Here is a 26,760-nt window from a genome sequence, read left to right as displayed (position 1 = left end):
CGCGGCGTCATCTATGTTTATTTTACCGTACCGGCTGGTGCGCCGGGGGCTGCATCGGGTGCGGCAGGGGCGGCTGCAGGGTCGAGACTGCGCCACAGATACCACGTCGCCACGGTGCGCCACGGTTCCCAATTGGCGGAAACTTCGCGCGCATCGCTGCGGGAAACGGGTTCGCCGGAGAAGTAATTGACGCTGATACCCTGGATCAAACCGGGATCGTCGAGCGGCAAGACATTCGGCCGGAGCAGATTAAATATCAGAAACATCTCGGCTGTCCAGCGGCCGATGCCGCGGATCTGCACCAGTTCGGCGATGACGGCTTCGTCATCCATCTGGTCCCACTGGCTCGCGTGCACGCGCTTGGCCTTGAAATGGTCGGCCAGGTCAAGGATGTATTCGGTCTTGCGTTTGGACAAACCGCAGGCGGACAATTGCTCGGCGCCCGCCTTCAACACTTGCGAAGGCGTGCATTTCGGGCAAGCCAGCAGCAGCTTTTTCCAGGCGGCATCAGCCGCCTTGGGCGTGATCTGCTGCCCCACCAGCGAACGGGCCAGGGTGGTAAACGGGTCGCTATGGCCGACCAGGTGCAGGTCGCCAAATTGCGGGATGAGCTTTTTCATGATGCGGTCGCGCTTCATCAGCTCGATCTTCGCCTCTTCCCAGTAGTGCGGCACCTGGATCACTTGCGCCAAGTCCGTCGCCATGGGCGCTTCCCCGTTGTCCCTGGACGTCGCCATCATGCGCGGCGCCAGTTGGTCGAGCCGTCAGGCTTGTCTTCAAGAATGATGCCTGCAGCCAACAATTCGGCGCGGATCTTGTCGGACTGGGCAAAATCGCGCGCCTTCTTCGCCGCGCTGCGTGCCGCGATCGCCGCTTCGATGCCGGCCGTCTCATCGACGCCGCTGGCGGCGCCCACGGTCGCTTGCAGGAATTGCTGCGGCGTGCGTTCCAGCAAGCCGAACACGCCCGCCAGGCCCTTCAATTGACGCGCCAGGGCCGGCGACTTGCTCTTGTTGACTTCCGTCGCCAAGTCGAACAGGGCAGCCACGGCCAGCGGCGTATTGAAATCGTCGTCCATCGCTTCGCGCACGCGCACGGCATGCGCTTCGCTCCAGTCGATGGCACCCTCTTCCACCGCCACGTCGGCCAGCGCCGTGTACAAACGCGTCAGCGACAAACGCGCATCATCGAGGTGCACGTCCGAGTAATTCAGCGGACTGCGGTAGTGCGCGCGCAGGATGAAGAAGCGGATCACTTCGGCATCGAACTTTTGCAGCACTTCGCGGATGGTGAAGAAGTTGCCGAGCGACTTGGACATTTTTTCATTGTCCAGGCGTACGAAGCCGTTATGGATCCAGTAATTGACGCTGGTGTGGCCGAATGCGCCTTCGGATTGGGCGATCTCGTTTTCGTGGTGCGGAAATTGCAGGTCCGCGCCGCCGCCGTGAATGTCGAACTGTTCGCCGAGCAAGGCGCACGACATGGCCGAGCACTCGATATGCCAGCCCGGGCGGCCCTTGCCCCATTTCGAGTCCCATTTGACTTCTTCCGGCTCCGACTCCTTCGACGACTTCCACAGCACGAAGTCGAGCGGATCGCGCTTGCCCGTGTTCACGTCGACGCGCTCGCCCGCGCGCAGGTCGTCGAGCGACTTGCCCGACAGCTTGCCGTAGTGGGGAAAATTGCGCACGGCGTAATTGACGTCGCCGTCCGCGCCCTGGTAGGCCAGATCCTTCGCTTCCAGCTGCTCGATCAGGCGCAGCATCTGCGGCACGTATTCGGTGGCGCGCGGCGTATGGTCGGGCGTCAAAATGCCCAGCGCGGCCGTGTCTTCATCCATGTACTGGGTGAAACGCGTCGTCAGCTGGGAAATCGTTTCGCCGTTTTCCACGGCGCGGCGGATGATCTTGTCGTCGATGTCCGTAATGTTGCGCACATAGGTGACGTCGAAACCGGATGCTTTCAGCCAGCGGTAGATGACGTCGAACGCCATCATCATGCGCGCATGGCCGATATGGCAATAATCGTAGATGGTCATGCCGCACACGTACATGCGTACCTTGCCCGCTTCCATCGGGACGAATACCTGCTTCTCGCGAGCCAGGGTGTTGTAAATCTTTAGATTGCTCATCGTACTTTGCAAGTGAAGCGGCCGCCAGCCTGGCAAAACGACAGACAGGCGCGGACACCGGGGGTGCCGCGCCACAGAACTGCCGTGTGCGCCGAAAACTGGTCGACCCGCTATATTGTTGTTCTTGTTTGTTAGAATTGGGGCGTTAGCGGTCAAGTATAACATTGATAAAAACCATACTGGCCCGATATGAATCAGGTTTTTACGATGTTCAACCGAATTTTCATTTATTTACAATTAAAGCAAGTTTAAAGAAAAATAACGATCAAGGACGCCTTCATGCAAGAAACCAAATCGAAACGCCTGTCTTTCCTGGCCCGCTTTTGCACCCTGTTTGCCGGCCTGACGCTGGGCAGCGCCGTCGTGGCGGCCGCTCCGGCGACCGCCCTCGACCCCACGCCCCACGTGGCCCTGAAAACCAGCATGGGCGAGATCGTGCTGGAACTGGATCAGGAAAAAGCGCCGAAAAGCGTGGCCAATTTCTTGCAGTACGTCAAAAGCGGTTATTACAAGGGTACCGTGTTTCACCGCGTCATCGACGGCTTCATGATACAGGGCGGCGGCTTCGACAAGAACATGAAGCAGAAAGCCACCAAGGCGCCGATCAGGAATGAAGCGCAAAACGGCTTGCAAAACGTCACCTACAGCATCGCCATGGCGCGCACGGGCGATCCGCATTCGGCCACCGCGCAATTCTTCATCAACGTCAACGACAACGGCGCGCTCGACTACCCTGGCCGCGACGGCTTCGGCTACACGGTGTTCGGCAAAGTCGTCAGCGGCATGGACGTGGTCGACAAGATCAAGGCCGTGCCCGTTGCCGACAAGGGACCGCACCAGAACGTGCCCGTCACCCCCGTGGTGATCGAATCGGCGACTTTACTCAAGACAGCGCCCGCAAAACTGTAAAATAGCGTTTTTGCGGCGCCGGCCTGGCTGGCGCCGCTGAATCAATTATTCATCCAATTTATTAAGGATCATCATGACCTCCGTCATCATCACCACCAATCTGGGCAAGATCACCGCTGAACTGGACGCCGAAAAAGCGCCGAAAACGGTTGCCAACTTCCTGGCCTACATGAAAGCCGGTCACTACGACAACACGATTTTCCACCGCGTCATCGACGGCTTCATGATCCAGGGCGGCGGTTTCGAGCCAGGCATGAAACAGAAGCCTGCCGACACCACCGTGGAAAACGAAGCCAAGAACGGCCTGAAAAACGATACCTACACCCTGGCCATGGCCCGCACGTCGGATCCGCATTCGGCATCGGCCCAGTTCTTCATCAACATCAAGAACAACAGCTTCCTCGACTACCCTGGCCAGGACGGCTGGGGCTACGCCGTGTTCGGTAAAGTCACCGACGGCAAGGAAGTCGTCGACGCCATCCGCGCCGTGAAAACCTCGCGCGCCGGCATGTTCGCCGATGTGCCAGTGACGGACGTCATCATCGAAAAAGTCGAAGCAGTTTAATTCGGCTACGGCATCATGAATCACAGGCATTGCCGCGTTGGCGCCTCTCCAGCTACATCACTTTTTGGGAGCGTTGAACGATGACAATGCCTGCCGCACTCTTTATTTCCGACCTGCATCTGCAGAGCTCGCACCCGCGCACCAGCGCGGCGTTTCTTTCTTTCCTGGAACACCATGCGCAATATGCGCAAGCGCTGTATCTATTAGGCGACCTGTTCGAATACTGGGCCGGCGACGATGACCTGGAAGACCCGTTCAATGCGCGCATGACGGCCGCCATCCGCGCCGTCAGCGATGCTGGCGTGCACGTCTACTGGATCGCCGGCAACCGTGACTTTCTTGTCGGCTCCGGCTTTGCCGCCGCCGCCGGCGCCACCCTGCTCAGCGAACCGCATGTGGCCACGATTGCCGGCCGGCGCATCGTCTTGCTGCATGGCGACGCCGAGTGCACGAAAGACGTCAGCTACATGGAATTTCGCGCCATGGTGCGCCAGCCCGCCTGGCAAAAACAGTTCCTGTCCATGCCGCTGGCGCAGCGCAAGGCCATCATCGACGGTTTGCGCCAAAGCAGCCGCGAGCATAATGGCGAAAAATCCATGGACATCATGGATGTCACGCCCGATGCTGTCGCGCAAGTATTTGCCGAACACGCGAGCACCGTCATGATCCACGGCCATACGCACCGCCCTGCCGTGCATAAGGTCAATGAAACCGTGCGTTATGTCCTGCCCGACTGGGAATGCGACGTGACGCCGCCGGAAGAGCCGCGTGGCGGCTGGATCGCCATCGATGCGCGCGGCAACATCACGCGCCACGACCTGAACGGCGATAGCATCGACTAGGCCTGCGCCGACCGTCGCACGGGCGTTTGTCCGATAGCCGCGCCCGCCTGGCCTTGCTGTAATGGCGCCATGCACACTGTTTACATCGGCACGGCCGGCTGGAGTATTTCCAGCGCCGCCGCCAGCCGCTTCCCCCTCGATGGCAGCCACCTGCAGCGCTATGCCCAGGTGCTGGACTGCGTGGAAATCAACAGTTCCTTCTACCGCACGCACCAGCCGTCAACCTACGCGCGCTGGGCCGCCAGCGTGCCCGAGCATTTCCGCTTCAGCGTGAAATTACCACGCAGCATCACACACGAACGGCGCTTGCGCGACTGTGCGGCCGAACTCGACCGCTTTGCGGGAGAAGTCATGCAACTGGGGAATAAACTGGGCTGCGTGCTGGTGCAGCTGCCGCCCAGCCTGCGTTTCGAGGCCGACGTGGCCAGCGCATTTTTCCATGCGCTGCGCCAGCGCTTCGACGGCATGCTCGCTTGCGAAGCGCGCCACCCCAGCTGGTTCACGGCGAACGCGACCGAGCTGTTAACGATGCTGCGCATCACCCGCGTGCGCGCCGATCCGCCCGCCGGCCAGCCGGGGCCGCATGTGCAGACCACGGGTATCGCCTACCTGCGCCTGCACGGCAGCCCGACAATCTACTATTCGGACTATCCGGCCGACTATCTGGCGGCGCTGGCCGCCGAATGGCGCGCATCGGCACAGGCGGGCAGCTGGTGCATCTTCGACAACACGGCGGCCGGCGCCGCCCTGTTCAATGCGCTGGACCTGCATGCACGGCTGGCCTGAAAATACGTGTTGATTTTTTGAGACTCAGTGTTATAGTTAACTACAACACCAACTCAATACATCACGGAGCTCCGATGCCTACCGCATTTTTCACGCGCCGCACCGCCCCGCCCTTGTGGGAGCGCATCCCATGAGCACGGAATGGAACGACAATAGCCCCATCTACCGCCAGCTCAAGGCCAGGGTGGTGGGCATGATGCTCGATGGCGTGCTGCAGTCCGGCGACGCCCTGCCCTCGGTGCGCCAGGTGGCGGCCGATTACCAATTGAATCCCATCACGGTCTCGCGCGCCTATCAGGAACTGGTCGACGATGCCCTGGTGGAAAAACGCAGAGGACTCGGTATGTATGTCTTGGAAGGCGCCCGCGACAAATTGCTGGCCAGTGAACGCGAGCGCTTCATGCGCGAAGAATGGCCGGCGATGCTGGAACGCATCACGCAACTGGGCCTGAACCTCGAACAACTACTGCAGGCGAGCCGCGACAGTGGCGCACACGGAGAGAGCGCATGAATGCATTGAACAAGGACAGCGTCATCAGCGCACGCGGCCTGCGCAAGCAGTATGGCAAACAGGTCGCCATCGACGGCATCAGTTTCGATATCGCGCCGGGGCGCATCGTCGGCTTGATCGGGCCTAACGGCTCCGGCAAGACCACCACCCTGAAAGCCATCCTGGGCCTGACGGGTTTCGAAGGCGAGCTGTCGGTGCTGGGACGCGATCCCCGCGTGCAGCGCGACGCGCTGATGGACGACGTGTGCTTCATCGCCGACGTGGCCATCCTGCCGGGCTGGCTGCGCGTGGCCGACGCCATCGATTTCATTGCTGGCGTGCATCCACGTTTCGACCGCAGCAAGGCCGAGCGCTACCTGGCGCACACCAAGCTGGCGCCGAAGATGAAGGTCAAGGCCATGTCGAAAGGCATGGTGGTGCAGCTGCACCTGGCGCTGGTGATGGCCATCGACGCCAAGCTGCTGGTGCTCGACGAGCCGACCCTGGGCCTGGACATTCTGTACCGCAAGCAGTTCTACCAGAACTTGCTGGAAGACTATTTCGATGAAAACAAGACCATCGTCATCACCACGCACCAGATCGAGGAAGTGGAACACATCCTCAGCGACCTGATGTTCATTCGCGACGGCAAGATCGTGCTGGCCTCGAGCATGGAAGACGTGGGCGAGCGCTATATCGAGGTGATGGTGGGACCGCAGCACGTCAATCCGGCGCGCGCCCTGCAGCCGATCAGCGAACGCAGCGTGTTCGGCAAGTCGGTGATGCTGTTCGACGGCGTCGCCCGCACCCAGCTGGCGGCCCTGGGCGAAGTCCGCACGCCCAGCCTGGCTGACCTGTTTGTCGCGACCATGAAAGGATCGTACCAATGAATATTTCCCCTGCCAACAAGATGCAATGGCTGATCCGGCGCGAACTGTGGGAACACAAGGGCATGCTGGTGTGGACGCCCGCCCTGATCGGCATCGTCATGACCGTGCTGGGCGCCCTGATGACGATAGGCACCATCGCCAAGACCAAGATGCGCACGGCGCTCATCGTCAACGGCGAGGAAGTGTCCTGGAGCACCGTCTTCAACACCCGCACCTTCGGCCCGCGCCGCACGGAAATCATCGACGCCGTCGCCAACAACTATATCTATGCGGCCGCGCCGCTGTTCCTGGCGCTGGGTTTCCTGGTGTTTTTCTATTGCCTGAGCGCCCTGCATGACGACCGCCGCGACCACAGCGTGCTGTTCTGGAAATCGCTGCCCATCTCGGATGCGCAGACGGTGCTGTCGAAAGCGGCCATCGCCCTGCTGGTCGCGCCGCTGATCGTGGCCGCCGCCGCCAGCCTGACTTCGCTGCTTCTGATCCTGATCCTGAGCGGCGTGCTGGCGGCCAACGGCATCCACGTGTTTGCCGAACTGCTCGCCACCCCCGGCCTGTACCTGGGACCGCTGCGCGTGTTCGGCTTGCTGCCCGTGTATTGCCTGTGGGCCTTGCCGACGGTCGGCTGGCTGCTGATGGTGTCGAGCTGGGCCAAGTCGAAAGTCTTCCTGTGGGCCGTCGGCGTGCCGCTGCTGCTGCTCATCCTGGCCGTCTGGGCCGGCAAGCTGACGCAGACGGAAAGCGGCATCGACTGGATACAGATGAACGTCATCGGACGCGCCCTGCTGGGCACCCTCCCCGGCAGCTGGTATCTGTTCGAGCCGGAACTGCTGCCGCACATGCACGCGCTGGCAGAGGGGGGATCGCACACGACGCGCATCGACGTGTTCAGCAATTCCTGGTCCAGCCTGGCCTTGCCAGCCGCCTGGTTCGGTGCGGCGGCCGGCGCGGCGCTGATTTACGCCGCCATCCGCCTGCGCCGCTGGCGCGAGGAAGGCTGACAGCGCAATATCCCTGCCCCATAAAAAAACGCCCCGCCGGGGCGTTTTCCATTTTTAGTCCTTTCAAGCCCCTGAAATAATAACTACCTTACCGATAGTTATTATGAAAAACCCCACCCGCCACATCGCGACTATTTATTCGATAGTATTGGTCCGATATGAAAATTACAAATAATTATTTCTATCGTATTTTATTACCAATCACATTTGATAATCGCCAGCCAAAAAACAACAACTAGCAATTCGATAGCAAGATGGTTTTTTGGATAAAAGGCGCGGAAATACGGGCGCACGGCGGAAAATTCAGTCCAAAAAAACCATTCCGTGACAATCCGTGAGAATTATCTTGCATAACGATGGACAGAATAGCGTTATGGAAAATGATCAAAATGAAATTGGAAGTTTCAAAATTGAAACTATGCTCAGAGTGGGAGACAGTGCATGCCTCGCAAAAAGGCGGCAGCCTGCCAAAGCATCCGGCCGGACAAGCCGTTTGCCGGCGCAGCCAACCATAACAAAACGGCGATACATAAAACAAATATGAAAATGATATTTTTAATATTGTTGAAGTAGCGCTATTTTGCCCCAGCGTTTTTTTCCCAACTATGTTTTACTTGCCACTATCAACATCGGAAACACCAGAGTTCGACCACGGCCCAAGCCTCGCCGGAGCAAGCAAGGAAACGAACCAGATTATTAATTTTTTATTATTTTAGAAAATTGAACGAACACATAACCTTTTCCGGAGACTTTCAAATGGCCACCACCCCAAATCCAGCACAAGTTCCCGTCAATGCCGAAGGCGCTGGCGCCAAGATCGCGACGCCCGCAAAGAAAGCCGTCGACCCGAAAACCGGCGAGCGCAAGCAATATGACGAAGATGAACTGCTCAAGGGGGCCGATGCCAGCGCGACCATGCCGCCTGAAAATGTCGTGGAAGTCACGGGCAGCGCCGAGAACGGCAATGCCGCCGCCCTGGGCACGGCCGCGGCCGTGGCAGCGGCGGCCCTGGCCGCAGGCGGCAGCGGCGCGGCCGCAGGTCAGGCTGGCGCCGATCTCGGCACGCCGCAAAGCGACAACAACGGCGGTGCCGCAGGCGCTGCGGGCACAGGCGCGGGCGCCGCCGGCATCCCCAGCGGCAGCGTCGTGGATGTCGCCGGGGCATCGGCCGGCGCTGGCGCCGGCGCGGGTGCGGGCGCTGCGGGTGGCCTGAGCGGACTTGGCGTGCTGGGCGCGCTCGGCGGCCTTGGCCTCGTTGCCGCCGCGGCAGGCGGTGGCGGCGGCGGCGGCGCCGCAGCCGGCGGTTCCGGCACGGGAGGAACGGGTACCGGCGGTACCGGGGGCACGGGCGGCACGGGCGGCTCGACCGGCGGACAGGGTGGCACGGGAAATCAGTCCAGCACTACCGTCGTGACCGACGCCGCCGTGCTGGCCGCCGCCGCCGCGGCGGCCGCCGCCGCCAATGCCCTAGCCGATGACGCCGCCGCCGCCGCCGCGGCTGCCACGGCAGCCGCATCGCTGGCCGCGGCAAACGCGGCCACCCTGGCCGACCAGCTGGCGGCGCAAGCCGCCGCCGCCGCGGCAGCAGCCTTGCTCGCTGCCAATAGCGCCACCAGCGACGATGCGCTGGCGGCCAGCACGGCGGCCGCCGTGCCCGGCGCACAAGCGGCCGCTACCGCCGCCACGAATGACGACAGCGCGGCTGCTGCCGCCGCTGCCGCTGCCGCCGTGTCGCAGGCCGCCGCCACCTCGGCGCAAAATGACGATGCGGCTGCCGCCACGGCCGCCGCCAACGCCGCCGCCGCGCACGCCGCCGCCGATGCGGCGCAGACGCAAGCGGACCAGACCAACGCCCCGGCATTGCAAGCCATCGCCGATGCGGCCGACGTCGTCGCCAACGCCGCCAACACCCAGGCAGCACTGACCGATGCGGCGGCGCTGGCCGTCATCTCGGCCAATGATGCCGCCGCTGCCGCTGCCGCCACGGCGCTGGCCGATGCCACGGACGCCGCCGCGCTGGACCTGGCGGCAACCGCCGCCGCCAATGCCGCCGTCGCGGCCGGCATCCAGGCCAGCCTGACCGATGCCGCCGCCCTGGCATTGATCTCCGATGCGGATGCCGCCAACGCCGCCGCGGCGGCCAGCCTGGCCGCCGCCACCGATGCCGCCGCCCTGGCCGCAGCCTCGAACGCGGCCGCCACCGCGGCAGCGAATGCGGCGGCGGACGCCAATGCCAGCGACGCTGCGGCACTGGGCATCGCCGCCACCGCCGCCGCGAATACGGCAGCGGCCGCCAGCACGCAAGCGGGACTCACCGACGCCGTCGCCTTGAGCATGGCAGCGGACGCCGCCGCCGGCGTTGCCGCCTGGGACGCCTCGATCGCCAACGCCACCGACGCCGTCGCCCTGCAGGCCGCCGCCGATGCCGCCGCAACGAACGCCGCCAATGCACAGACGCAAGCGAACATGACGGACGCGCCCACCCTGGGCCTGATCGCCGACGCCGCCACCCTGGCGGCGGATGCGGCACAGGCACAGGCCGACCTGACCGACGCGGCCGCGCTGGCCCTGATTTCCGATGCCGACGCTGCCGCGGCCGCGGCCGCCGCCCTGGCCGCCAGCACCGATGCCGCCGCGCTTGACGCCGCAGCAGCCCTCGCCGCCACTGCGGCGGCGAATGCCGTCGTCACCGCCAGCCTGAGCGACGCTGCCGCGCTGCAAATCACGGCCGATGCGGCCGCCAGCACGTCCGCCGCCGCAGCCGCACAAGCGGCATTGACGGACGCCGCCGCCCTGCAAGTGATTTCCGACGCCGATGCGGCCGCCGCGCTGGCCGCGCAAACGACGGCCAACCAGACGGATGCGGCCGCCCTCGCCGCTGCCGACGCGGCCGCCGCCAGCGATGCCGCCAATGCCCAGACAGTGGCCGACCAGACCGATGTGGTGGCCTTGCAGCAAGCAGCCGACCAGGCCGATGCCGATGCGGCCGCCGCCAATGCCCAAGCCAGCCTGCTGGACGTCAACGTCGCCCTGAATGCCTTCAATCTGGCCAACCTCGCCGCCCTGGCCGCCAACGTGACGGCCGGCCAGACCAGCGTGATCGACCTGACGGCCACCGTCAATGCCTTGCAGCTCGATGCCGACAATGCCGATATCACCGCCGGCCTGACGGATGTCACCATCCTTGCCGGCATCTCCGCCGCCGATGCGGTGGTGGCGGCCGGTCTGCAAGCGACGGCCGGCCTGACCGACGCCGATGCGCTCATCGCCACGGCGGCCGCTGCCGTCTCGGCGGCGGAAACGGCCGCCCTGCTGGGCGGAATCGATATCTCGGCCGTCAGCGCAGCTGCCGCGGCACAGGCCGCCGCCGCTGCCGCCGCCGCGACGGCGGCGCTGACCGACGCCGGCGCCCTGGGCATCATTTCCACGGCCGATGCCGCCGCCGAACTTGCCGCCCAGACGGCGGTCACCACCTTGACGGCCGCCAATACACTGGCGCAAAGCGCGCTGGCCACGGCACAATTTGTTGCCAACCAAACTGACGCCGTGGCCCTGGGCCTCGTCTCGTCGGCCGCCGATGCGGCCGCAGCCGCGGCCGTCACGACCGCTGGCCAGACGGATGCCATCGCACTGAGCCTCATTTCGAACGCCGATGCGCTGGCCGCCACCTCCGCCGCCAGCCTGGCGGCATTGACGGACGCCACGGCGCTGGGACTCATTTCCACGGCCGACGCGACCGCCGCCGCCGCCTTGCAGGCAACGGCCGACCTGACCGATGCCACTGCCCTGGGCCTGCTCGCCACGGCCGCCGCCGCCGCCGCCAATACGGCGACGAATGTGGCCAACCTGACCGATGCGGCAGCCCTGGGCACGCTCTCCGCAGCGGCCACCACCGCCGCCAATACGGCTGCCGCCACCGCCGCGCTGACGGACGCCACGGCCTTGGGCCTGGTCGCCACGGCCGACGCGGCGCTGGCCGCCACGGCGCAAACGACGGCCAACCTCACCGACGCCGTGGCCCTGGGCCTCGTGTCGACGGCCGCCAACACGGCCGCCAGCGCCGCTGCCGCCGTGGCCAACCTGACCGATGCGGTTGCACTGGGCACCGTTTCGACGGCCGCCACGGCCGCCGCCAACACGGCGGCCGCCACCGCCGCGCTGACCGACGCCGTCGCCCTGGGACTGACGGCAACCGTCGACGCGGCCGCCGCCACCGCGGCGCAAACCACGGCCAACCTGACGGACGCCGTCGCCCTGGGCCTGGTCGCGACCGTCAATGCCACGGCCGCCACGGCCGCCGCCACCGTCGCCGGCCTCACCGACGCCGTCCTGCTGGGCACGGCCCACACGCTCGACGTGACGGCCGCCACCGTGGCCGCCACCAAGGCCGCCCTGACGGACGCCGCCGCGCTCACCACCATCGCCAACAACGACGCCGCGAATGCCGCCGCCCTGGCCGCCTATTCGGCCGCGCATCCGCTCGACCTGGTGGCCGCGCTGGCCGCCACCACGGCCGCCACCACGGCCGCCTTGTCGCTGGCCGTCGCGCAATCGGCGCAGGCCGATGATGCGGCTGCCGCATCGACGGCAGCGACGGCCGCAGCATCGCTGACCGCCCTCAACAATGCGCTCGCGGCCGACAATGCCGCCACCGCCGCCGCCACGCTGGCCCTGACTTCCCAGGCGGCAGCCACCGCGGCGGCGCTGGACGACACGCTCGCGGCCACCGCCGCCGGCGTGGCCGCCACCTCGCTGGCAGCGGCCCAGGCTGCGCAAGCGGCCGATACCGCCGCCGCCGCGACGGCAGCGACGGCAGCCAATGCCCTGGCGGCCCTGAATGCGGCTTTGCAGGCGGACGCGAACGCGGCGGCCACGGCCGCTGCCGCCGTGACGGCGAGCGCCGCCACTGCCGCCGCCGTCGCCGACGATCTGGCAGCCGCCACGGCGGCCACCGTCGCCAACGCCTCGCAAGCGGCGGCGCAAGCGGCGCAACTGGCCGACAATGCCGCCGCCAGCGCCGCCACCATCGCCGCCAACGCGCTCGCATCGCTGAATGCGGCCCTGGCCGACGATGCGGCCGCCGCCGCGGCCGTGCTGAACTCCACCAATGCGACGGCCGCCGCGGTTGCCGCCACCGCCGCCGACACGGCTGCCGCCGCCGCCGCCGCCGTGGCCGCCATCTCGGCCGCCGCCACGCAGCATGCGCAAGCGGACGATATCGCCGCCGCTGCCGCCGCCCTCACGGCGTCCATCTCGCTGGCAGCCACGCAGGCGGCGCAGGCGGCCGACCTGGCCGTCGGCACGACCGCGGCAACGGCAGCGAGCGCGCTGGCCGCGTTGAACCAGGCCCTGGCAGACGACAACGCCGCCAGCGCCGCAGCGACGGCGGCCGGCAACGCGCAAGCGGCCCTGAATGCCGCCACGACGACGCTCAACGCTGCGATACTGACTGCCAGCGCCTCGCTCGCTGCCACCAATGCCGCCCTGGCCGACGACGCCACGGCGGCAAGCACGGCGGCAGCAGCGGCGGCGGCCCAGCTCCTTTCCGATGCGGCCTTGCTGGCCGATGGCGCCCTGGCGGCCCTTGCCACGACGGCCAACAACGCACTGGCAGCCGCCAGCGCGGCGCTGGCCGCCGACGATGCCGCCGCCAATGCCGCGCATACGGCGGCCCTCTCGGCGGCGGCTACCCTGGCCGCGCAACTGGCCGACACGGCAGCCCTCGATGCCCATGCCGCGCTGAACGCGGCCATCGCCAACCTGAACGCCGCCGTGACGGCCGATGTCAACGCCACGGATGCGGACAATGACAGGACGCTGAAACTGAACCTCCTTCTCGCCGCCCAGAGCGCGGCCGATGACGCGGCCCAGGCCAATGCGAATGCGGCCGCCGCCCACGCGGCGCTGGCGGCGGCCCAGGCCGACGATGCGGCAGCCGCCACCGCGGCAGCCAATGCGGCGGCCGCGCATACGGCGGCCGTCGCAGCGCAAAATGCCGATGCTGCCGCGGCAGCTGCGGCAGCGCAAGCGGCCATTTCCATGGCCGCCACCCTCAATGCCCAGGCGGATGACGCCACGGCGGCAGCGGCCGCCATAGCCGCCGCCAATGCGCAGCTGGCGCTCGACGCGGCCCTGGCCGCCGACGCCGACGTCGCCGCCACCGCCGCCGCGGCGGCAGCCGCCCAGCTGGCGGCGCAAAACGCGCATGACGCCGATGCAGCGGCAGCGGCAGCGGCCGTCGCGGCAGCCATTACCCTGGCGGCCACGCAGGCAGCGCAAGCCGATGACGCGGCAGCCGCGCTGGCAGCGGCCAACGCGGCCAACGCCCAGGCCGCGCACAACGCCGCCGTCGCCGACGACCAGGCGGCGGCCGATGCCGCCGCCACCGCGGCGCTCGCGCAAGCGGCAGCCACGGCCGCCGCAGCGGCCGACGCCACGGCAACCGCCAGCGCCGCAGCAGCGGCAGCGGCGCTGCTCGCCGCACAAGCGGCGCAGGCCGACGACACTGCCGCCAATCAGGCAGCGGCCAATGCCGCCGCCGCCACCGCCGCGCACATGGCCGCCATCGCCGCCGACGCCCTGGCCGTCAGCACGGCGGCAACGGCAGCCAGCGCACTGGCAGCGGCCACCGCGGCGCAGAACGACGACGACGCGGCCGCGGCAGCTGCCGCCCAGGCCGCCGCCTCGCTGGCCCTGACGCAGCAGGCTCAGGCCGACGATGCGGCGGCTGCGGCAGCCACCCTGAACGCCAACAATGCGGCGGCAGCCGCGCTGGCCGCCCATGCCGCCGATGCCGCGGCGCCACTGGCGCAGGCGCAGGCAGCCGCTTCCCTGCTGGCCTTGCAAGCGGCGCAGGCGGACGATGCAGCCGCCGCCAGCGCGGCGGCAGCGGCGGCCCAGGCGCATGCGAATGCGAACGCCGCGTATGCGGACGACGCGGCGGCGGCCCAGGCCCAAGCCGACGCGCAGGCGGCCGACATCGCCCTGGTACAAGCGAACGCCCTCGCCGCGCAAACGGACGCCAGCGCCCTGGCCGTCGTGGCGAATGCGGATGCGGCCAACGCCGCCGCCGCGCAAGCGCTGGCCGACCAGACCGATGCCGTGGCCCTCACGCAGGCCGCCGATGCGGCAGCGGCGGCGGCGCTGGCGGCGGCGCAGACGGCCGACCTGACGGACGCCAACGCCCTGCACCTGGCAGCCGATGCGGCAGCGGCAGCCGCCCTGCAGGCGCAGGCGCAGGCGGACCTGACGGACGCCAGCTCGCTAACGGTGGCGGCGAACGCCGATGCCGCGGCGGCGGCGGCGGCCCAGGCGCAGGCCGACCTGACGGACGCGAGCCAGCTGTTCGTGCTGAGCCAGAACGCCCTGCACAATCCGCTGACGGTGGCCGACTTCAGCACGGGCCTGCCGGCCGCCGGCGGCGACGTGATCGACATGTCGGCCATCGCCCACCTGACGGCATCGGTGGCCGTGGGCGTCAACGTGGGCACGGACTTCAGCAACAACAACCTGTTCATCTTCGACGGCACGTCCGTGTCGATCGGCGCGGCGGCCAGCGCCATCGCGGCCGACGACAGCGTCTTGTCGGGACAGGGCTACATCGTCATCGCCGATGCGCAAAACAGCGGCGCCGTGACGGTGTATCACTCGAGTGACCTGAGCAACGCCAACGCCATCGACACGGCGCTGGTGCTGCTCAGCGGCGTGAACATCACGCAGCTGACGGCGGCCAACTTCCTGGTCTGACACCGTCCCACGCCAGGCGCCGCTCCTGGCAAGGCAGCGGGAGCGTGCGGCAGCGCGCTCCCGCCCATACCTTGAAATGCATCAGGCCTTGGGCCGGAAAAATACGGGATGAGATTACGCGGTTTCCCAGCATTGTTTGTACTGCCACGTGGCGCGGCCTTGCTGGCGGCCATGGCCATGGCATCCATCGCGTCCTTCGCCCATGCCCAGGGCGCCACGGCCTGGAGTTTCGACCAGGTCTTGCAGCAGGCGCTGCAAAGCCATCCCGCCGTCCAGGGCAAGCGCTCGGCGCAGGCGGCCGCGCGCGCCGACCTCGATGGCGCCCAGTGGCAGCGCTTCCCCAGCCTGTCGGCAGAAGTCCCCACGGGTTCGCGGGAAACGGGCGGCGTGGTGCGCATCGAGCAGCCCCTGTGGAGCGGCGGGCGCATCGACGCCGGCATCGATGCCGCCGGCAGCCGGGTCGACGCGGCCGGCGCGGCCATTGAGGAAGAACGCCTGGCCCTTTCGCTGCGCGTGATCGCCGCCTACACCGAGGCGCTGCGCCAGACGGCGCGCATGCGCTCGGCTGAAGAGGGCCTGGCCGAGCACCAGCGCCTGCTGGACATGATCAAGCGCCGCGTGGCGCAGTCGGTCAGTTCGCAAACGGACCAGCGCCTGGCCGAATCGCGCGCCTACCAGGCGGCCAACGACGTATCGAACGCGCGCCAGGCGCAGGAAAACGCGCTGGCGCAGCTGTCGCAACTGGCCGGCAAACCGGTGCGCCTGGTCACCGGCGCGGGCATCGGCGTGGGCGAACCGCTGCCCGACGCCAGCCTGGAACGGGTCATGCGCCAGGCCATCGACTATTCCCCCACCCTGCACCGCCTCGATTTCGAGGCGCAGGCAGCCGATTCCGAGATCACCCTGCAGCGCTCGGCCTACATGCCGAAGCTAGTGCTGCGTATGGAAAAGCCCACCGGCGGCGTGAATGCCGACAACCGCACGCGCGCCATGCTGGTGCTGCAGGCGCAGCCGGGCGCCGGCCTGTCGGCCAAGGCCGGGGTGGACGCCGCCGTGGCCCGGCGCGAAGGCGCGCGCGCCGCGCACGATGCGGCCGAGCGCGACGTGCGCGAGCGCTTCACGCTGGACTGGAACGAGGCCGAGGCGAGCCGCCAGCGTCTGGACAACGCGGGCGAGGCCAGCACCACCTCGACGCAGGTATTCGAATCGTATGCGCGCCAGTACGTGATCGGCCGCAAGAGCTGGAACGACGTGCTCAACGCCGTGCGCGAAGCGACCCAGGCGAGGTTTTCGCTGGAAGACACGCGCGCGCAGGCGATTGCCGCCAGCCTGCGGCTGGCCGCGCAAACGGGCACCCTGGCCGGGCGCACGGCGCCGGCAGGCATGGCGCGCGCGAATTGACACCGACATGATGCACACAGGAGACAGCGTGGATACCTCCATCAAACATGGCTTGCTGACACTCATCGAACGGGCCGCCCGCCTGACGGGCCAGCACGTGGCGGCCGCGCGGCTGGCCGACCTGCAGCGCCAGCTCGACGACGTCGACGACAGCGGCGCGCCCGCCACGGTACTGACCGCCATCTGGCAGGCGGCCGGGCTGGATGGCGCGGCGCGCCCGCTGCACGAGCCGACGCCGGGCGAGCTGCCGTTCGCCGTCTACAGCGCCAGCACGGGCTGGGGCTTGCTGCAGTCGCGCGGCGCCGACGGCGCCTGGCGCGGCGAAGGCATCGACGGGCGCGCCTTGCAGCTGGAATCGCTGACCGGCCTGGCTTGCGTGGGCCTGCCGCGCCGCAGCGAGAAAAGCGGCGCCCGCCCCGGCGCCCTGGGCCTCGTGCGCAACGCCCTGTGGCTGAAGAAAAGCGTGTTTGTCGACGCCGTGCTGGCCACCGCGCTGGTGACCCTGCTGACCATGGCCACCTCGCTGTTTTCCATGCAGGTGTACGACCGCGTGATTCCGAACCAGAGCTTCAGCACCCTGTGGGTGCTGGTGGTGGGCGTGGCCCTGTCGATCGGCCTGGAATTCATCCTCAAGCAGGTACGCAGCCGCATCGTCGACCACGCGTGCAATGACGTCGACCATGAGCTGTCCGAGTGGTTTTTCCAGCGCATGCTGGGCATCCGCATGGAGGCGCGCCCCGCCTCCGTCGGTACCCTGGCGGCGCAGGTCAAAGGCTTTGAAATGGTGCGCGGCGTGCTCACGTCGACCTCCCTGTTCGTGCTCACGGACGTGCCCTTCGCGCTGATTTTCCTCGCCATGATCACCATCATCGGCGGCTGGCTGGTGGTGGTGCCGCTGGTGGCGCTGCCGCTGGCCCTGGTGTGCGGCCTGATGTTCCAGCGCGCCATCGAGAACCACACGCGCAAGAACCTCAACGCCAGCAACCGCAAGGCGGGCCTGCTGGTGGAAGCCGTCGACGGCGTGGAAACGCTCAAGGGCAGCAGCGCCGAATGGATGATGCAGGCGCGCTGGGCCGGACTGGTGGCCGAGAGCAGCCACGCGGAGCAGAATATCCGCGACTATGCGGCCCTGTCGCAAAACATCACGGCCGCCTTCCAGCAGCTGACCAACGTGGCGCTGATCTCCATGGGCGCATGGTTCGTGGCCGAGAACCAGATGACCATGGGCGCGCTGATGGCCTGCACCATCATCAGCAACCGCGCCCTGATGCCCATCGTGCAGCTGCCCGCCGTGATGGTGCAGTGGGCGCATGCGCGCGCCTCGATCGACGGCCTGGAACAGGTCATCAGCCTGCCCAACGAGGCCGACAACGCGCAGTTCGCGCTGACGCCGCGCAGCCTCGATACGGGACTGCGCTTCGAACGCATCCGCTTTACGTACGGCGGCGCGCAAAAGGTGGCGCTGGAAGTGGAAAGCCTGGCCATCCGCCCCGGCGAACGGCTCGGCCTGGTGGGCGCCATCGGCTCGGGCAAGAGCACCCTGCTGAAACTGGCCTCGGGCCTGTACCAGCCGGCCGAAGGCAAGGTGTACCTGGGCGACGTCGACATGGCCCTGCTGGCGCCGGCCGTGGTGCGCGAAATGGTCGGCTACCTGCCGCAGGAAACGCGGCTGTTCAGCGGCACCCTGCGCGACAACCTGCTATTGGGGCTGGCCGACCCGGGCGAGGAAGCGATCCTGGCGGCGGCCAGGCGCACGGGCCTGATCGAGCTGATACTGGGCCAGCCACGGGGACTGGCGCTGGCCATTACCGAGGGCGGACGGGGCGTCTCGGGCGGCCAGCGGCAATTGATCGCCGTCACGCGCCTGCTGCTGGCCAAGCCCCGCGTCTGGCTGCTCGACGAGCCGACGGGCGCCATGGATGCGAAGACGGAAGCGCGCATCGTGGGACTCTTGGGTGAACTGGCCGCCGAAGGCGTGACCATGGTCGCCACCACGCACAAGAACGCCCTGCTGCCCCTGCTCGAGCGCCTGGTGGTGCTGCAGGCGGGACGGGTGCTGCTGGACGGCCCGCGCGACGTTGTCCTGGCCAAGCTGTCGGGCAAGCCGCAGGCCGTACCCAGTCCCGCAACGGCGCCGGTGCCCGCGCCCGCGCCGCAAGGAGCCGTCGCATGAAACTGGCCAAGGTCGAAACGAAGGAAGAAGCAAAGCGGGGGCGGGTGCTGATCTGGAGCTGCACGGCGGCGCTGGCGGGCGTCATCGCCTGGGCGTCGTGGGCGGAGCTGGACCAGGTCACGCGCGCCAACGGCCAGGTGATCGCCAGCTCGCGCAACCAGATCATCCAGGTGGCCGACGGCGGCGTGCTGGCCGAGCTGCGCGTGCACGAAGGCAGCATCGTGAAAAAGGGCGAACTGCTGGCCCGTTTCGACCGCACGCGGGCCGAGACGAGCTACCTGGAAAGCACGGCCAAGGCGGCCGGCCTGAAGGCGGCCGTGGCGCGCCTGCAAGCCGAGGTGTTTGGCGGCGCGCCGAAGTTCCCGCCCGAACTGCAGGCGTTTCCGGAATTTCGCGCCAACCAGCTGGCCCTGTTCAGCAAGCGCCAGGGCGCCGTGCAGGCGGAAGTGGGCTCGCTGGAGAGCGCCATGAAGCTGATCAAGGAAGAGCTGGAAATGAATCTGCCGCTGCTGGAAACGGGAGATGTCAGCCGCGCCGAGGTGCTGAAACTGCGGCGGCAGGTGGTCGACATCCAGGCGCAGATCACCAACCGGCGCAACAAATACCTGCAAGACAGCCAGACGGACCTGGTGAAAGCCCAGGAAGACCTGGCCGGCGTGCTGCAGACGGTGACGCAACGCAAGGAGCAGCTGGGTTCGACGGACATCTACGCACCCACCGACGGCATCGTGCGCAACGTCCGGCTCACCACCCTGGGCGGCGTGGCCAAGCCGGGCGAGGAAATCCTGCAGATCGTGCCGACGGACGATGACCTGATCATCGAGGCGAAAGTGAAACCGGCCGACATCGCCTTCATCAAGCCGGGCCTGCCGACGGCCGTGAAACTCGACGCCTACGACTACGGCATCTACGGCCGTCTGCGCGGCACCGTCAGCTACATCAGCGCCGATACCTTAAGTGAAGACAACAAGGGCAACGAACAGCCCTACTACCGCGTGCAGATCAAGACCAGCGGGCGCAATCTGATGGGCAAGAATGGCGAGCCGATCCTGATCCAGCCCGGCATGACAGCCACCGTGGAAATCAACACGGGCCGCAAGACGGTGCTGCGCTACCTGACGAAACCGATCACCAAGACGTTTTCGGAGTCGCTGGGGGAGCGCTGAGGCAGCGGGCTACCCCAACTGGCCAATTCAGCCGGCCGGCTTCAGGCGGCCGATGACGCTGGCCACCTTGGCCGTGATCATGTCGACCGCGGGACCGTTGGCGCCGTGCGGCAAAATCACATCGGCATTGCGCTTGGTGGGCTCGATGAATTGCTTGTGCATGGGGCGTACCGTTTCCAGGTACTGTTCGATGACGCTTTCCACGGAACGGCCGCGTTCCGTGATATCGCGTTGCATGCGGCGGATGAAGCGCACGTCGGAGGCGGTGTCGACAAAGATCTTCAGCGACATCATGTCGCGCAGGTCTTCGTCATACAAGGCAAACAGGCCTTCGATCACGATCACCGGCGCCGGCTTGACGGGAATCGTCCTGCTGGAGCGGTTGTGCAGCGTGAAGTCGTACTCCGGCATCTCGATCGCCTCGCCATTGCGCAAGGCCTGGATGTGCTGCACCAGCAATGGCCACTCGAACGCCTGCGGATGGTCGTAGTTCTGCTGACGGCGGACTTCAGGGGAAAGATGGGTTTGGTCGCAATAGTAGTCGTCCTGCATCACGACCGAGACCATGTCGGCGCCGAACGACGCCAGCACCTGCTGTGATACGGTGGACTTGCCACTGCCGCTTCCGCCAGCGACACCAATGATAAACGGTTGGAAGGAAATATTTTTCATGCCGAATGATACCGGAAACGGGGCCGGACCGACAGGGCGCGGCCCCTGTCACGCGCCATGCACGAGCCGCGCATACAGCTCGGCCACCCGCTCGGCCGTGATGCCGTCGCGCTGGTCCACCGCCAGCGGATGGCCGGTCGGCTCCAGCTCGAGGTACGGGCGCATGCCGTCGTCGCGCAGGTGCACGCGGGTTTTCAGGTTGAGGGTTGCCGGATACACGGGCAGCTGCGTGCTGAGCCAGCCGAAGAAGGGGCCGATGTGCGCGCGCCTGGCGTCATTGAAACAGGCATCCCACGCATCGAAGCTCTCGCTGCTCAGCGACACCCACACGCCCCAGCTGAATGGGTCAGCCGAGCCATGCACGGGGATGTCGATGGTGGCGCGCACGAAGCAGTGTTCTTCGTCGACGATGCAGGCGTCGCTGTCGAGCTGGCAGCGCGTTTCGCGCTCGGCGGGCGCCATCTGCTCGTACAGCCACGGCGCATCGGCGCCGAAGCCGGGCATGCCCGTGTGGGTCTCGCCGCAGGAGCGGCACAGGAAGGAAAAAGTCATGTGGGAAGGACGCTTATTCGAACTGCTTGCGGAACGCCTCGAACTGCGCCGCCAGGCCATCGAAGTCGCTGCGCAATTGCAGCACTTCCTGTTCCAGCTGGGCCACCCTGCTGCCCTGCTGCGGCGCGCTGACGGCGCCGGCGAAACCGGCCGCAGTCTCGATCTGCGCCAGCGCTTCCTCGCCGCCCAGCAAGTGGCCATAGCGCGGCTCCTTGGCGCCGGGGGCGACGGCCAGCTTGGCCACCAGCGGCGGGTATTTGTCGATCAGGAACTGCAGACCGGATTCCACTTCCGCCACGGACTTGAATTCATGCACGCGGCCACTGCGGCTGCGGATTTCGCCCGCCGTCTGCAAGCCGCGCAGCATCAAGATCGTCAGGATGGCCAGTTTATCCTGTTCCAGCGACCACTTGATGCGCATGCGGTGTTCATACTTGGCGACCCGCGCGCCCGCCTGCGTGATGCCGTTGACGAATTTGCGCTGCATCAAACGCTGCAGGACGTCGTAGACGGTTTCCTCGGACAGGGCCATGACAGGATCGCGGCTGGACAATTGATTGCAGCCGTTCGTCAAGGCGTTGAGCGACAGCGGATAGCTGTCCGGCGTCAGCGCTTCCTTTTCGGCCAGCACGGCCAGCACGCGGATCTCGAACGGGTCGAGCAGATTCGGATTGTCATTGCTTTTTTCGCCTGCCGTCACATCAGTATTCATGCCTGTATCCTTAATCAACCAGCTTGTTCATTTGCTCGGAATCGAATTTATCACACTCGGGCACACCCTGGCAGCAGATGCCCGCCGCCTTCAGGGTGGCGAGGATGGTTTCGATGCGCTGTTCCTGCGCCACGGCATGCGTGATCAGGCCTTGCAGGGCTTTCGACAGCGGATCGTCGCCGTTGGGCGTGACGCCATACGCGGCGAACAAATGCGCCGTGCTGCCTTCGCGCAAGGCGCTGACATCCTTTTGCACGATGTGCGCGGGGTTGCCCACAGCCGTCGCGCCGGACGGCACGGGTTTGAGCAGCACGGCGTTCGAACCGACCTTGGCGTACTCGCCCACGGTAAAACTGCCCAGCACCTGCGCGCCGGCGCCGACGATGACGCCGCGCTCCAGCGTCGGATGGCGTTTGCTGCCGCTGTGCAGCGAGGTGCCGCCCAAGGTGACGCCCTGGTAGATGGTGCAATCGTCGCCGACGACGGCCGTCTCGCCGATCACCACGCCGAAGCCATGGTCGATGAAGACGCGCCGGCCGATGACGGCGCCGGGATGGATCTCGATGCCCGTGATGATGCGGGCGATATACGAAATGAAGCGCCCCACCCATTTCATGTGCCGCGTCCAGCACCAGTGCGCCCAGCCGTGCATGACGATGGCGTGCAGGCCCGGATAACAGGTCAGCACCTCCCAGCCATTGCGGGCGGCCGGGTCACGTTCAATGATGCTGTTGATGTCTTCGCGCAGGTGGTGGAACATAATGAAAATGGATAAGGTGGAATGCAAATGGTAGCGTATTCGGCGGCGTGCTGCCGGAGAGGCAGATAAACAACCGCCGCCTCAAGGGCGGCGGTTGATCAAAGAAGCGCTACAAAACGTTCAGGGCAAGGCGCATTGCCGAAGACAGTACGCAAGTACGGCGAGGCAATGCAACGCCGCCCTGGACGTTTTTTTAGCCTTCTTTCGCGATACGCTGGCGGCGGGCTTCGTAGAGGCACACACCGGAGGCGACCGATACGTTCAGGCTCTCGACGGAGCCGAACATCGGGATGCTGACGAGGATGTCGCAGGTGTCGCGCGTCAAACGGCGCATGCCTTCGCCTTCGGAACCCATGACGAGGGCCGTCGGGCCCGTGAAATCGGCTTCGTACAGGCCTTTTTCGCCGTCGTCCGACGTGCCGATCAGCCAGATGCCGCGATCCTTGAGTTCGCGCATGGTGCGCGCCAGGTTCGTCACGGTGATGTACGGGACGGTTTCGGCGGCGCCGCTGGCGACCTTGGCGGCCGTGGCGTTCAGGCCCACGGCGCGGTCCTTCGGCACGATGACGGCATGTGCGCCGACGCCGTCGGCCACGCGCAGGCAGGCGCCCAGGTTGTGCGGGTCGGTGATGCCGTCGAGAATCAACAGCAGCGGCGGGCCGTCGATGGCGTCCAGCAACTCATCCAGATTGCGCGCCAGCGACAGCTGCGACGCAAACGCGATCACGCCCTGGTGGCGGCGCGTGCCGACGATCTTGTCGAGACGCGACGAATCGACGGGCATGACGCGCACGTTGGCCGCTTTCGCGGCGGCGATCATGTCCTTCATGCGGCCGTCGACGCGGCTGGCATCGACGAAAATTTCTTCCACGGACGACGCTTCATGACGCAGACGCGAGGTGACGGCGTGGAAGCCGAAAATCATTTTATTCTTCATTGTTTATCGTTTCTTCTTGCTTGTTTTTGATGCAGATACAGTTTTTGCTGCTCGTGGTGCCGCCGCGGCAGGTGCCGCGGCTGGTTTCTTGCTGCGCTTGGGCGCGGCTGCCTTGGGGGCTTCCTTCAGGGCGGCCTTGGCTGCGGGCTTGGCACCGTTGGAACGGCCGCCGGAACCATTGCCGGGTTTGCCGCCGTTGTTGCCGCTGGCCTTGATCTCATGGCGCTGCTCGGTCGCAGGACCGGGCTTGACCATGGCTTTCTTCTCGCCCTTGCGCTTGCCGCCGCCGTTCGGCTTGGCTGGCGCTTCGTCGCCCGCCAGTTCCGCATCGGTGACCAGACGCAGGTCGATCTTGCGCGTTTCCAGGTCGACGCGCGCCACTTGCACCGTCAGACGGTCCGTCAATTGATAGCGCTTGCCCGTGCGTTCGCCGCGCAGCTCATGGCGCGCATCGTCGTACTGGAAGTAGTCGGTACCGAGCTCGGTGACGTGCACCAGGCCTTCGACGAACAGGGTGTCGAGTTGCACGAACACGCCGAAGGTGGTCACGCCGGTGATGGTGCCGGTGAACTCTTCGCCCAGCTTGTCCTGCATGAAGTAGCACTTCAGCCAGGCTTCGACGTCGCGCGACGCTTCGTCGGCGCGGCGTTCGTTGGCCGAGCAGTGCACGCCCAGCGCGTCCCAGATGGTCAAATCAGTCTTCTTCGGCTTGCCGTCGGCCTTGTCCTTGGCCTGCTGCTTGCGCGTGGCATTCGACACGTTGGTGTTCAGCACGACCTTATCGGACAGCTTCGGCTCGTATTTCTTGCCTTGCAAAATGGCCTTGATGGCGCGGTGCGTCAGCAGGTCGGGATAGCGGCGGATCGGGCTGGTGAAGTGGGCATACGCCTCGTAGGCCAGGCCGAAGTGGCCGATATTGTCCGGGCTGTAGACGGCTTGCTGCATCGAACGCAGCAGCATCGTTTGCAGCAGGGCCGCGTCGGGACGCTGCTTGATCTGCTGCATCAGGGTCTGGTAATCGGAGGCCGACGGCGTGTCGCCGCCCGTCAGGTTCAAACCAACCTGTTTCAGGAAGGTGCGCACTTGCGTGAGCTTTTCCTTGGTCGGGCTGGCGTGGATGCGGTAGGTGCCTGGATGCTTGTTGCGCAGCAACAAATCGGCAGCGCAGACGTTGGCCGCCAGCATGCACTCTTCGATGATCTTGTGCGCTTCGTTGCGCGTGCGGGGGATGATTTTTTCGATCTTGCCGGCGCTGTTGCAGACGATATACGTTTCCGTCGTCTCGAAGTCGATGGCGCCCCGCTCCGTGCGTGCTTTCAGCAAGGCGCGGTAGACGGCTTCCAGGTTCTGCAGGTGCGGCAGGATGTCCGCGCGGCGTGCCGCTTCGGGTCCCTTGGTGTTGCCCAGCACGGCAGCGACTTCATCATACGTGAGGCGCGCGGCCGAGTGGATCACGGCCGGGTAGAACTGGTAAGCCTTCAGTTCGCCCTTGTCGCTGACGACGGCGTCGCAGACGAGGGTCAAACGGTCGACGGCCGGGTTCAGCGAGCACAGGCCGTTCGACAGTTTTTCCGGCAGCATCGGGATCACGCGGCGCGGGAAGTAGACGGACGTGCTGCGCTCTAACGCGTCGATATCGAGCGCGTCGTTCGGCTTCACGTAATGGCTGACGTCGGCAATCGCCACGATCAGGCGGAAGCAGTTGGCGCGGCCGATCTTGACGGGTTCGCAATACACGGCATCGTCAAAATCGCGCGCGTCCTCGCCGTCGATGGTAACGAGCGGCACATCGCGCAGGTCGACACGGTCTTTCAGGTCGGCGGCGCGCACTTCGAACGGCAGTTTTTCAGCTTGCTTGAGGGCGGCGGCGGAAAAGATGTGCGGCACGTTGAATTTACGTACGGCAATCTCGATTTCCATGCCGGGATCATCCAGGGCACCGAGCACTTCGACGATCTTGCCGACCGGCTGCTTGAAGCGCATGGGTTGCTCGGTCAGCTCGACGCTGACGATCTGGCCGGCCTTGGCCTTGCCCACCGAACCGGTGACGAGAATGTCCTGGCCGATGCGCTGGTCTTCCGGCGCCACGACCCAGGTGCCGTTTTCCTGGATCAAACGGCCGATGACGTGGGTGTTGGCGCGCTGCGTGACTTCGACGATCGTGCCTTCCGGGCGGCCGCGGCGGTCCGTACCGACGATGCGGGCCATGACCTTGTCGCCATGCAGTACTTTCTGCATTTCTTTCTCGGGCAGGAACAGGTCGGCGCTGGCGTCGTCGGGAATGACAAAGCCGAAGCCGTCGCGGTGGCTCATGACGCGACCGGCGACGAGCGCGCTCTGGTCGGCCAGGCTGAAAACACCGCTGGCGTCAGACTTGAGCTGGCCGTCGCGCTCCATCGCCTTCAGGCGACGAACCAGGACATCCATGGAATCGGCATGCACTTGCAGCGTTTTCCCGAGAGACTGCGGGTCGAGAGGCGCGTTGACGCTGCGGAATATGCCGAGAATGTCCTCCCGGCTGGGGATGGTGTGGGTATTTTGGCTCAAAAGTATTTCTATAGTTGTTATTGACAGTGATCAAACGGAAGACAAAGACCGATGACATCACCGTCAATATTGACACGGTGATGTCCGGTAGTGTACCGGAGGACGCCTTGGTTTGCCTAACAGACAGCGTAGCGGAAACCGAACAAGTGCCCCGCCGATGAAAAAAAGGAGAAAAGCTGCGCAATGCATTTGACTTCGGCAAATATTGCTCTATAATCTCGGTCTCTTGCAGCGACAAACCTTCACGGGAATGCAGTTGCAGGAAAGCGGTACAGGGTTGATGTGCAGTATGGAGCGAAAGCTCATCTGGCGCAAAACTCTTCAAGTCGCTATAATAGCAGAATTGCTGTAAAGTTATTTTGCAACAAGTACTCGAGCAGTAAAAGTAGCAAGCAACAAGTAATAGAGCAGCATCAGTGCCCACGTGGCGGAATTGGTAGACGCGCATGGTTCAGGTCCATGTGCCTTCGGGTGTAGGGGTTC

The 26,760-nt window shown here is 65.8% G+C and carries 19 protein-coding genes; 11 read left to right on the top strand and 8 right to left on the bottom strand.

What is annotated here, in order from left to right; genetic code table 11:
* Positions 1–17 precede the first annotated feature (17 nt).
* The gene (locus AC07VH_RS12040; protein ID WP_494788125.1) at positions 18–737 is read right to left on the bottom strand and encodes a DNA-3-methyladenine glycosylase family protein; all 720 of its coding nucleotides are present in this window, start codon (positions 735–737) and stop codon (positions 18–20) included.
* The gene (gene cysS, locus AC07VH_RS12035) at positions 737–2,131 is read right to left on the bottom strand and encodes a cysteine--tRNA ligase (RefSeq protein ID WP_494787998.1); all 1,395 of its coding nucleotides are present in this window, start codon (positions 2,129–2,131) and stop codon (positions 737–739) included. The genes AC07VH_RS12040 and cysS overlap by 1 nt, the downstream gene beginning before the upstream one ends.
* A gap of 279 nt (positions 2,132–2,410) precedes the next feature.
* On the opposite strand from cysS, the gene AC07VH_RS12030 reads away from it, so the two are divergent.
* The 11 genes from AC07VH_RS12030 to AC07VH_RS11980 all read left to right on the top strand — a co-directional run bounded on the left by AC07VH_RS12030 (position 2,411) and on the right by AC07VH_RS11980 (position 20,097).
* Positions 2,411–3,040 carry a peptidylprolyl isomerase gene (locus AC07VH_RS12030; protein ID WP_475417832.1) on the top strand — a complete coding sequence of 210 codons (630 nt, stop codon included), beginning with the start codon at positions 2,411–2,413 and terminating at the stop codon, positions 3,038–3,040.
* A gap of 73 nt (positions 3,041–3,113) precedes the next feature.
* Positions 3,114–3,605: a peptidylprolyl isomerase gene (locus AC07VH_RS12025; RefSeq protein ID WP_092610294.1), complete on the top strand. Its 492-nt coding sequence runs from the start codon at positions 3,114–3,116 to the stop codon at positions 3,603–3,605.
* 86 nt (positions 3,606–3,691) lie between these two features.
* A complete protein-coding gene (locus AC07VH_RS12020; RefSeq protein WP_494787997.1) occupies positions 3,692–4,447 on the top strand; it encodes a UDP-2,3-diacylglucosamine diphosphatase in 756 nt (251 codons plus the stop codon).
* Positions 4,448–4,516: 69 nt separating this feature from the next.
* Positions 4,517–5,233: a DUF72 domain-containing protein gene (locus AC07VH_RS12015; RefSeq protein ID WP_494787996.1), complete on the top strand. Its 717-nt coding sequence runs from the start codon at positions 4,517–4,519 to the stop codon at positions 5,231–5,233.
* 130 nt (positions 5,234–5,363) lie between these two features.
* Positions 5,364–5,744 (top strand): GntR family transcriptional regulator, encoded by a 381-nt coding sequence (locus AC07VH_RS12010; protein ID WP_099408769.1) that lies wholly within the window; start codon positions 5,364–5,366, stop codon positions 5,742–5,744.
* A complete protein-coding gene (locus AC07VH_RS12005) occupies positions 5,741–6,613 on the top strand; it encodes an ABC transporter ATP-binding protein (protein ID WP_475417829.1) in 873 nt (290 codons plus the stop codon). The genes AC07VH_RS12010 and AC07VH_RS12005 overlap by 4 nt, the downstream gene beginning before the upstream one ends.
* Positions 6,610–7,611: a hypothetical protein gene (locus tag AC07VH_RS12000; protein WP_494787994.1), complete on the top strand. Its 1,002-nt coding sequence runs from the start codon at positions 6,610–6,612 to the stop codon at positions 7,609–7,611. The genes AC07VH_RS12005 and AC07VH_RS12000 overlap by 4 nt, the downstream gene beginning before the upstream one ends.
* Positions 7,612–8,367: 756 nt before the next feature.
* On the top strand, positions 8,368–15,357 hold the full coding sequence (locus AC07VH_RS11995; protein WP_494787993.1) for a hypothetical protein: 6,990 nt from the start codon (positions 8,368–8,370) through the stop codon (positions 15,355–15,357).
* Positions 15,358–15,489: 132 nt separating this feature from the next.
* On the top strand, positions 15,490–16,758 hold the full coding sequence (locus AC07VH_RS11990; RefSeq protein WP_475413495.1) for a TolC family protein: 1,269 nt from the start codon (positions 15,490–15,492) through the stop codon (positions 16,756–16,758).
* Positions 16,759–16,786: 28 nt separating this feature from the next.
* Complete coding sequence (locus tag AC07VH_RS11985; protein ID WP_494787992.1) at positions 16,787–18,931, top strand: ATP-binding cassette domain-containing protein; 2,145 nt, start codon at positions 16,787–16,789, stop codon at positions 18,929–18,931.
* Positions 18,928–20,097, top strand: coding sequence for an HlyD family type I secretion periplasmic adaptor subunit (locus AC07VH_RS11980; protein WP_494787990.1), 1,170 nt, complete (start codon positions 18,928–18,930; stop codon positions 20,095–20,097). The genes AC07VH_RS11985 and AC07VH_RS11980 overlap by 4 nt, the downstream gene beginning before the upstream one ends.
* Positions 20,098–20,124: 27 nt before the next feature.
* Here AC07VH_RS11980 and udk read toward each other — a convergent pair whose 3' ends face one another.
* From udk to rnr, 6 genes are all read right to left on the bottom strand, one after another.
* Positions 20,125–20,769 carry a uridine kinase gene (gene udk / locus AC07VH_RS11975; protein ID WP_475413498.1) on the bottom strand — a complete coding sequence of 215 codons (645 nt, stop codon included), beginning with the start codon at positions 20,767–20,769 and terminating at the stop codon, positions 20,125–20,127.
* 48 nt (positions 20,770–20,817) lie between these two features.
* Complete coding sequence (locus AC07VH_RS11970; protein WP_494787989.1) at positions 20,818–21,321, bottom strand: DUF2199 domain-containing protein; 504 nt, start codon at positions 21,319–21,321, stop codon at positions 20,818–20,820.
* 13 nt (positions 21,322–21,334) lie between these two features.
* The gene (locus tag AC07VH_RS11965; protein ID WP_475413500.1) at positions 21,335–22,033 is read right to left on the bottom strand and encodes a YceH family protein; all 699 of its coding nucleotides are present in this window, start codon (positions 22,031–22,033) and stop codon (positions 21,335–21,337) included.
* A gap of 10 nt (positions 22,034–22,043) precedes the next feature.
* The gene (gene cysE, locus AC07VH_RS11960; protein ID WP_215407722.1) at positions 22,044–22,793 is read right to left on the bottom strand and encodes a serine O-acetyltransferase; all 750 of its coding nucleotides are present in this window, start codon (positions 22,791–22,793) and stop codon (positions 22,044–22,046) included.
* Positions 22,794–22,986: 193 nt separating this feature from the next.
* A complete protein-coding gene (gene rlmB, locus AC07VH_RS11955; RefSeq protein WP_086148101.1) occupies positions 22,987–23,730 on the bottom strand; it encodes a 23S rRNA (guanosine(2251)-2'-O)-methyltransferase RlmB in 744 nt (247 codons plus the stop codon).
* Positions 23,731–23,733: 3 nt separating this feature from the next.
* Positions 23,734–26,277 (bottom strand): ribonuclease R, encoded by a 2,544-nt coding sequence (rnr, locus tag AC07VH_RS11950; RefSeq protein ID WP_494787987.1) that lies wholly within the window; start codon positions 26,275–26,277, stop codon positions 23,734–23,736.
* Positions 26,278–26,760: the final 483 nt, after the last annotated feature.

This window comes from Janthinobacterium sp. GW821-FHT03C10, assembly GCF_059420865.1.
Note: the sequence above shows the minus strand (reverse complement) of the source record. Positions and strands in the feature narration are given on the sequence as shown.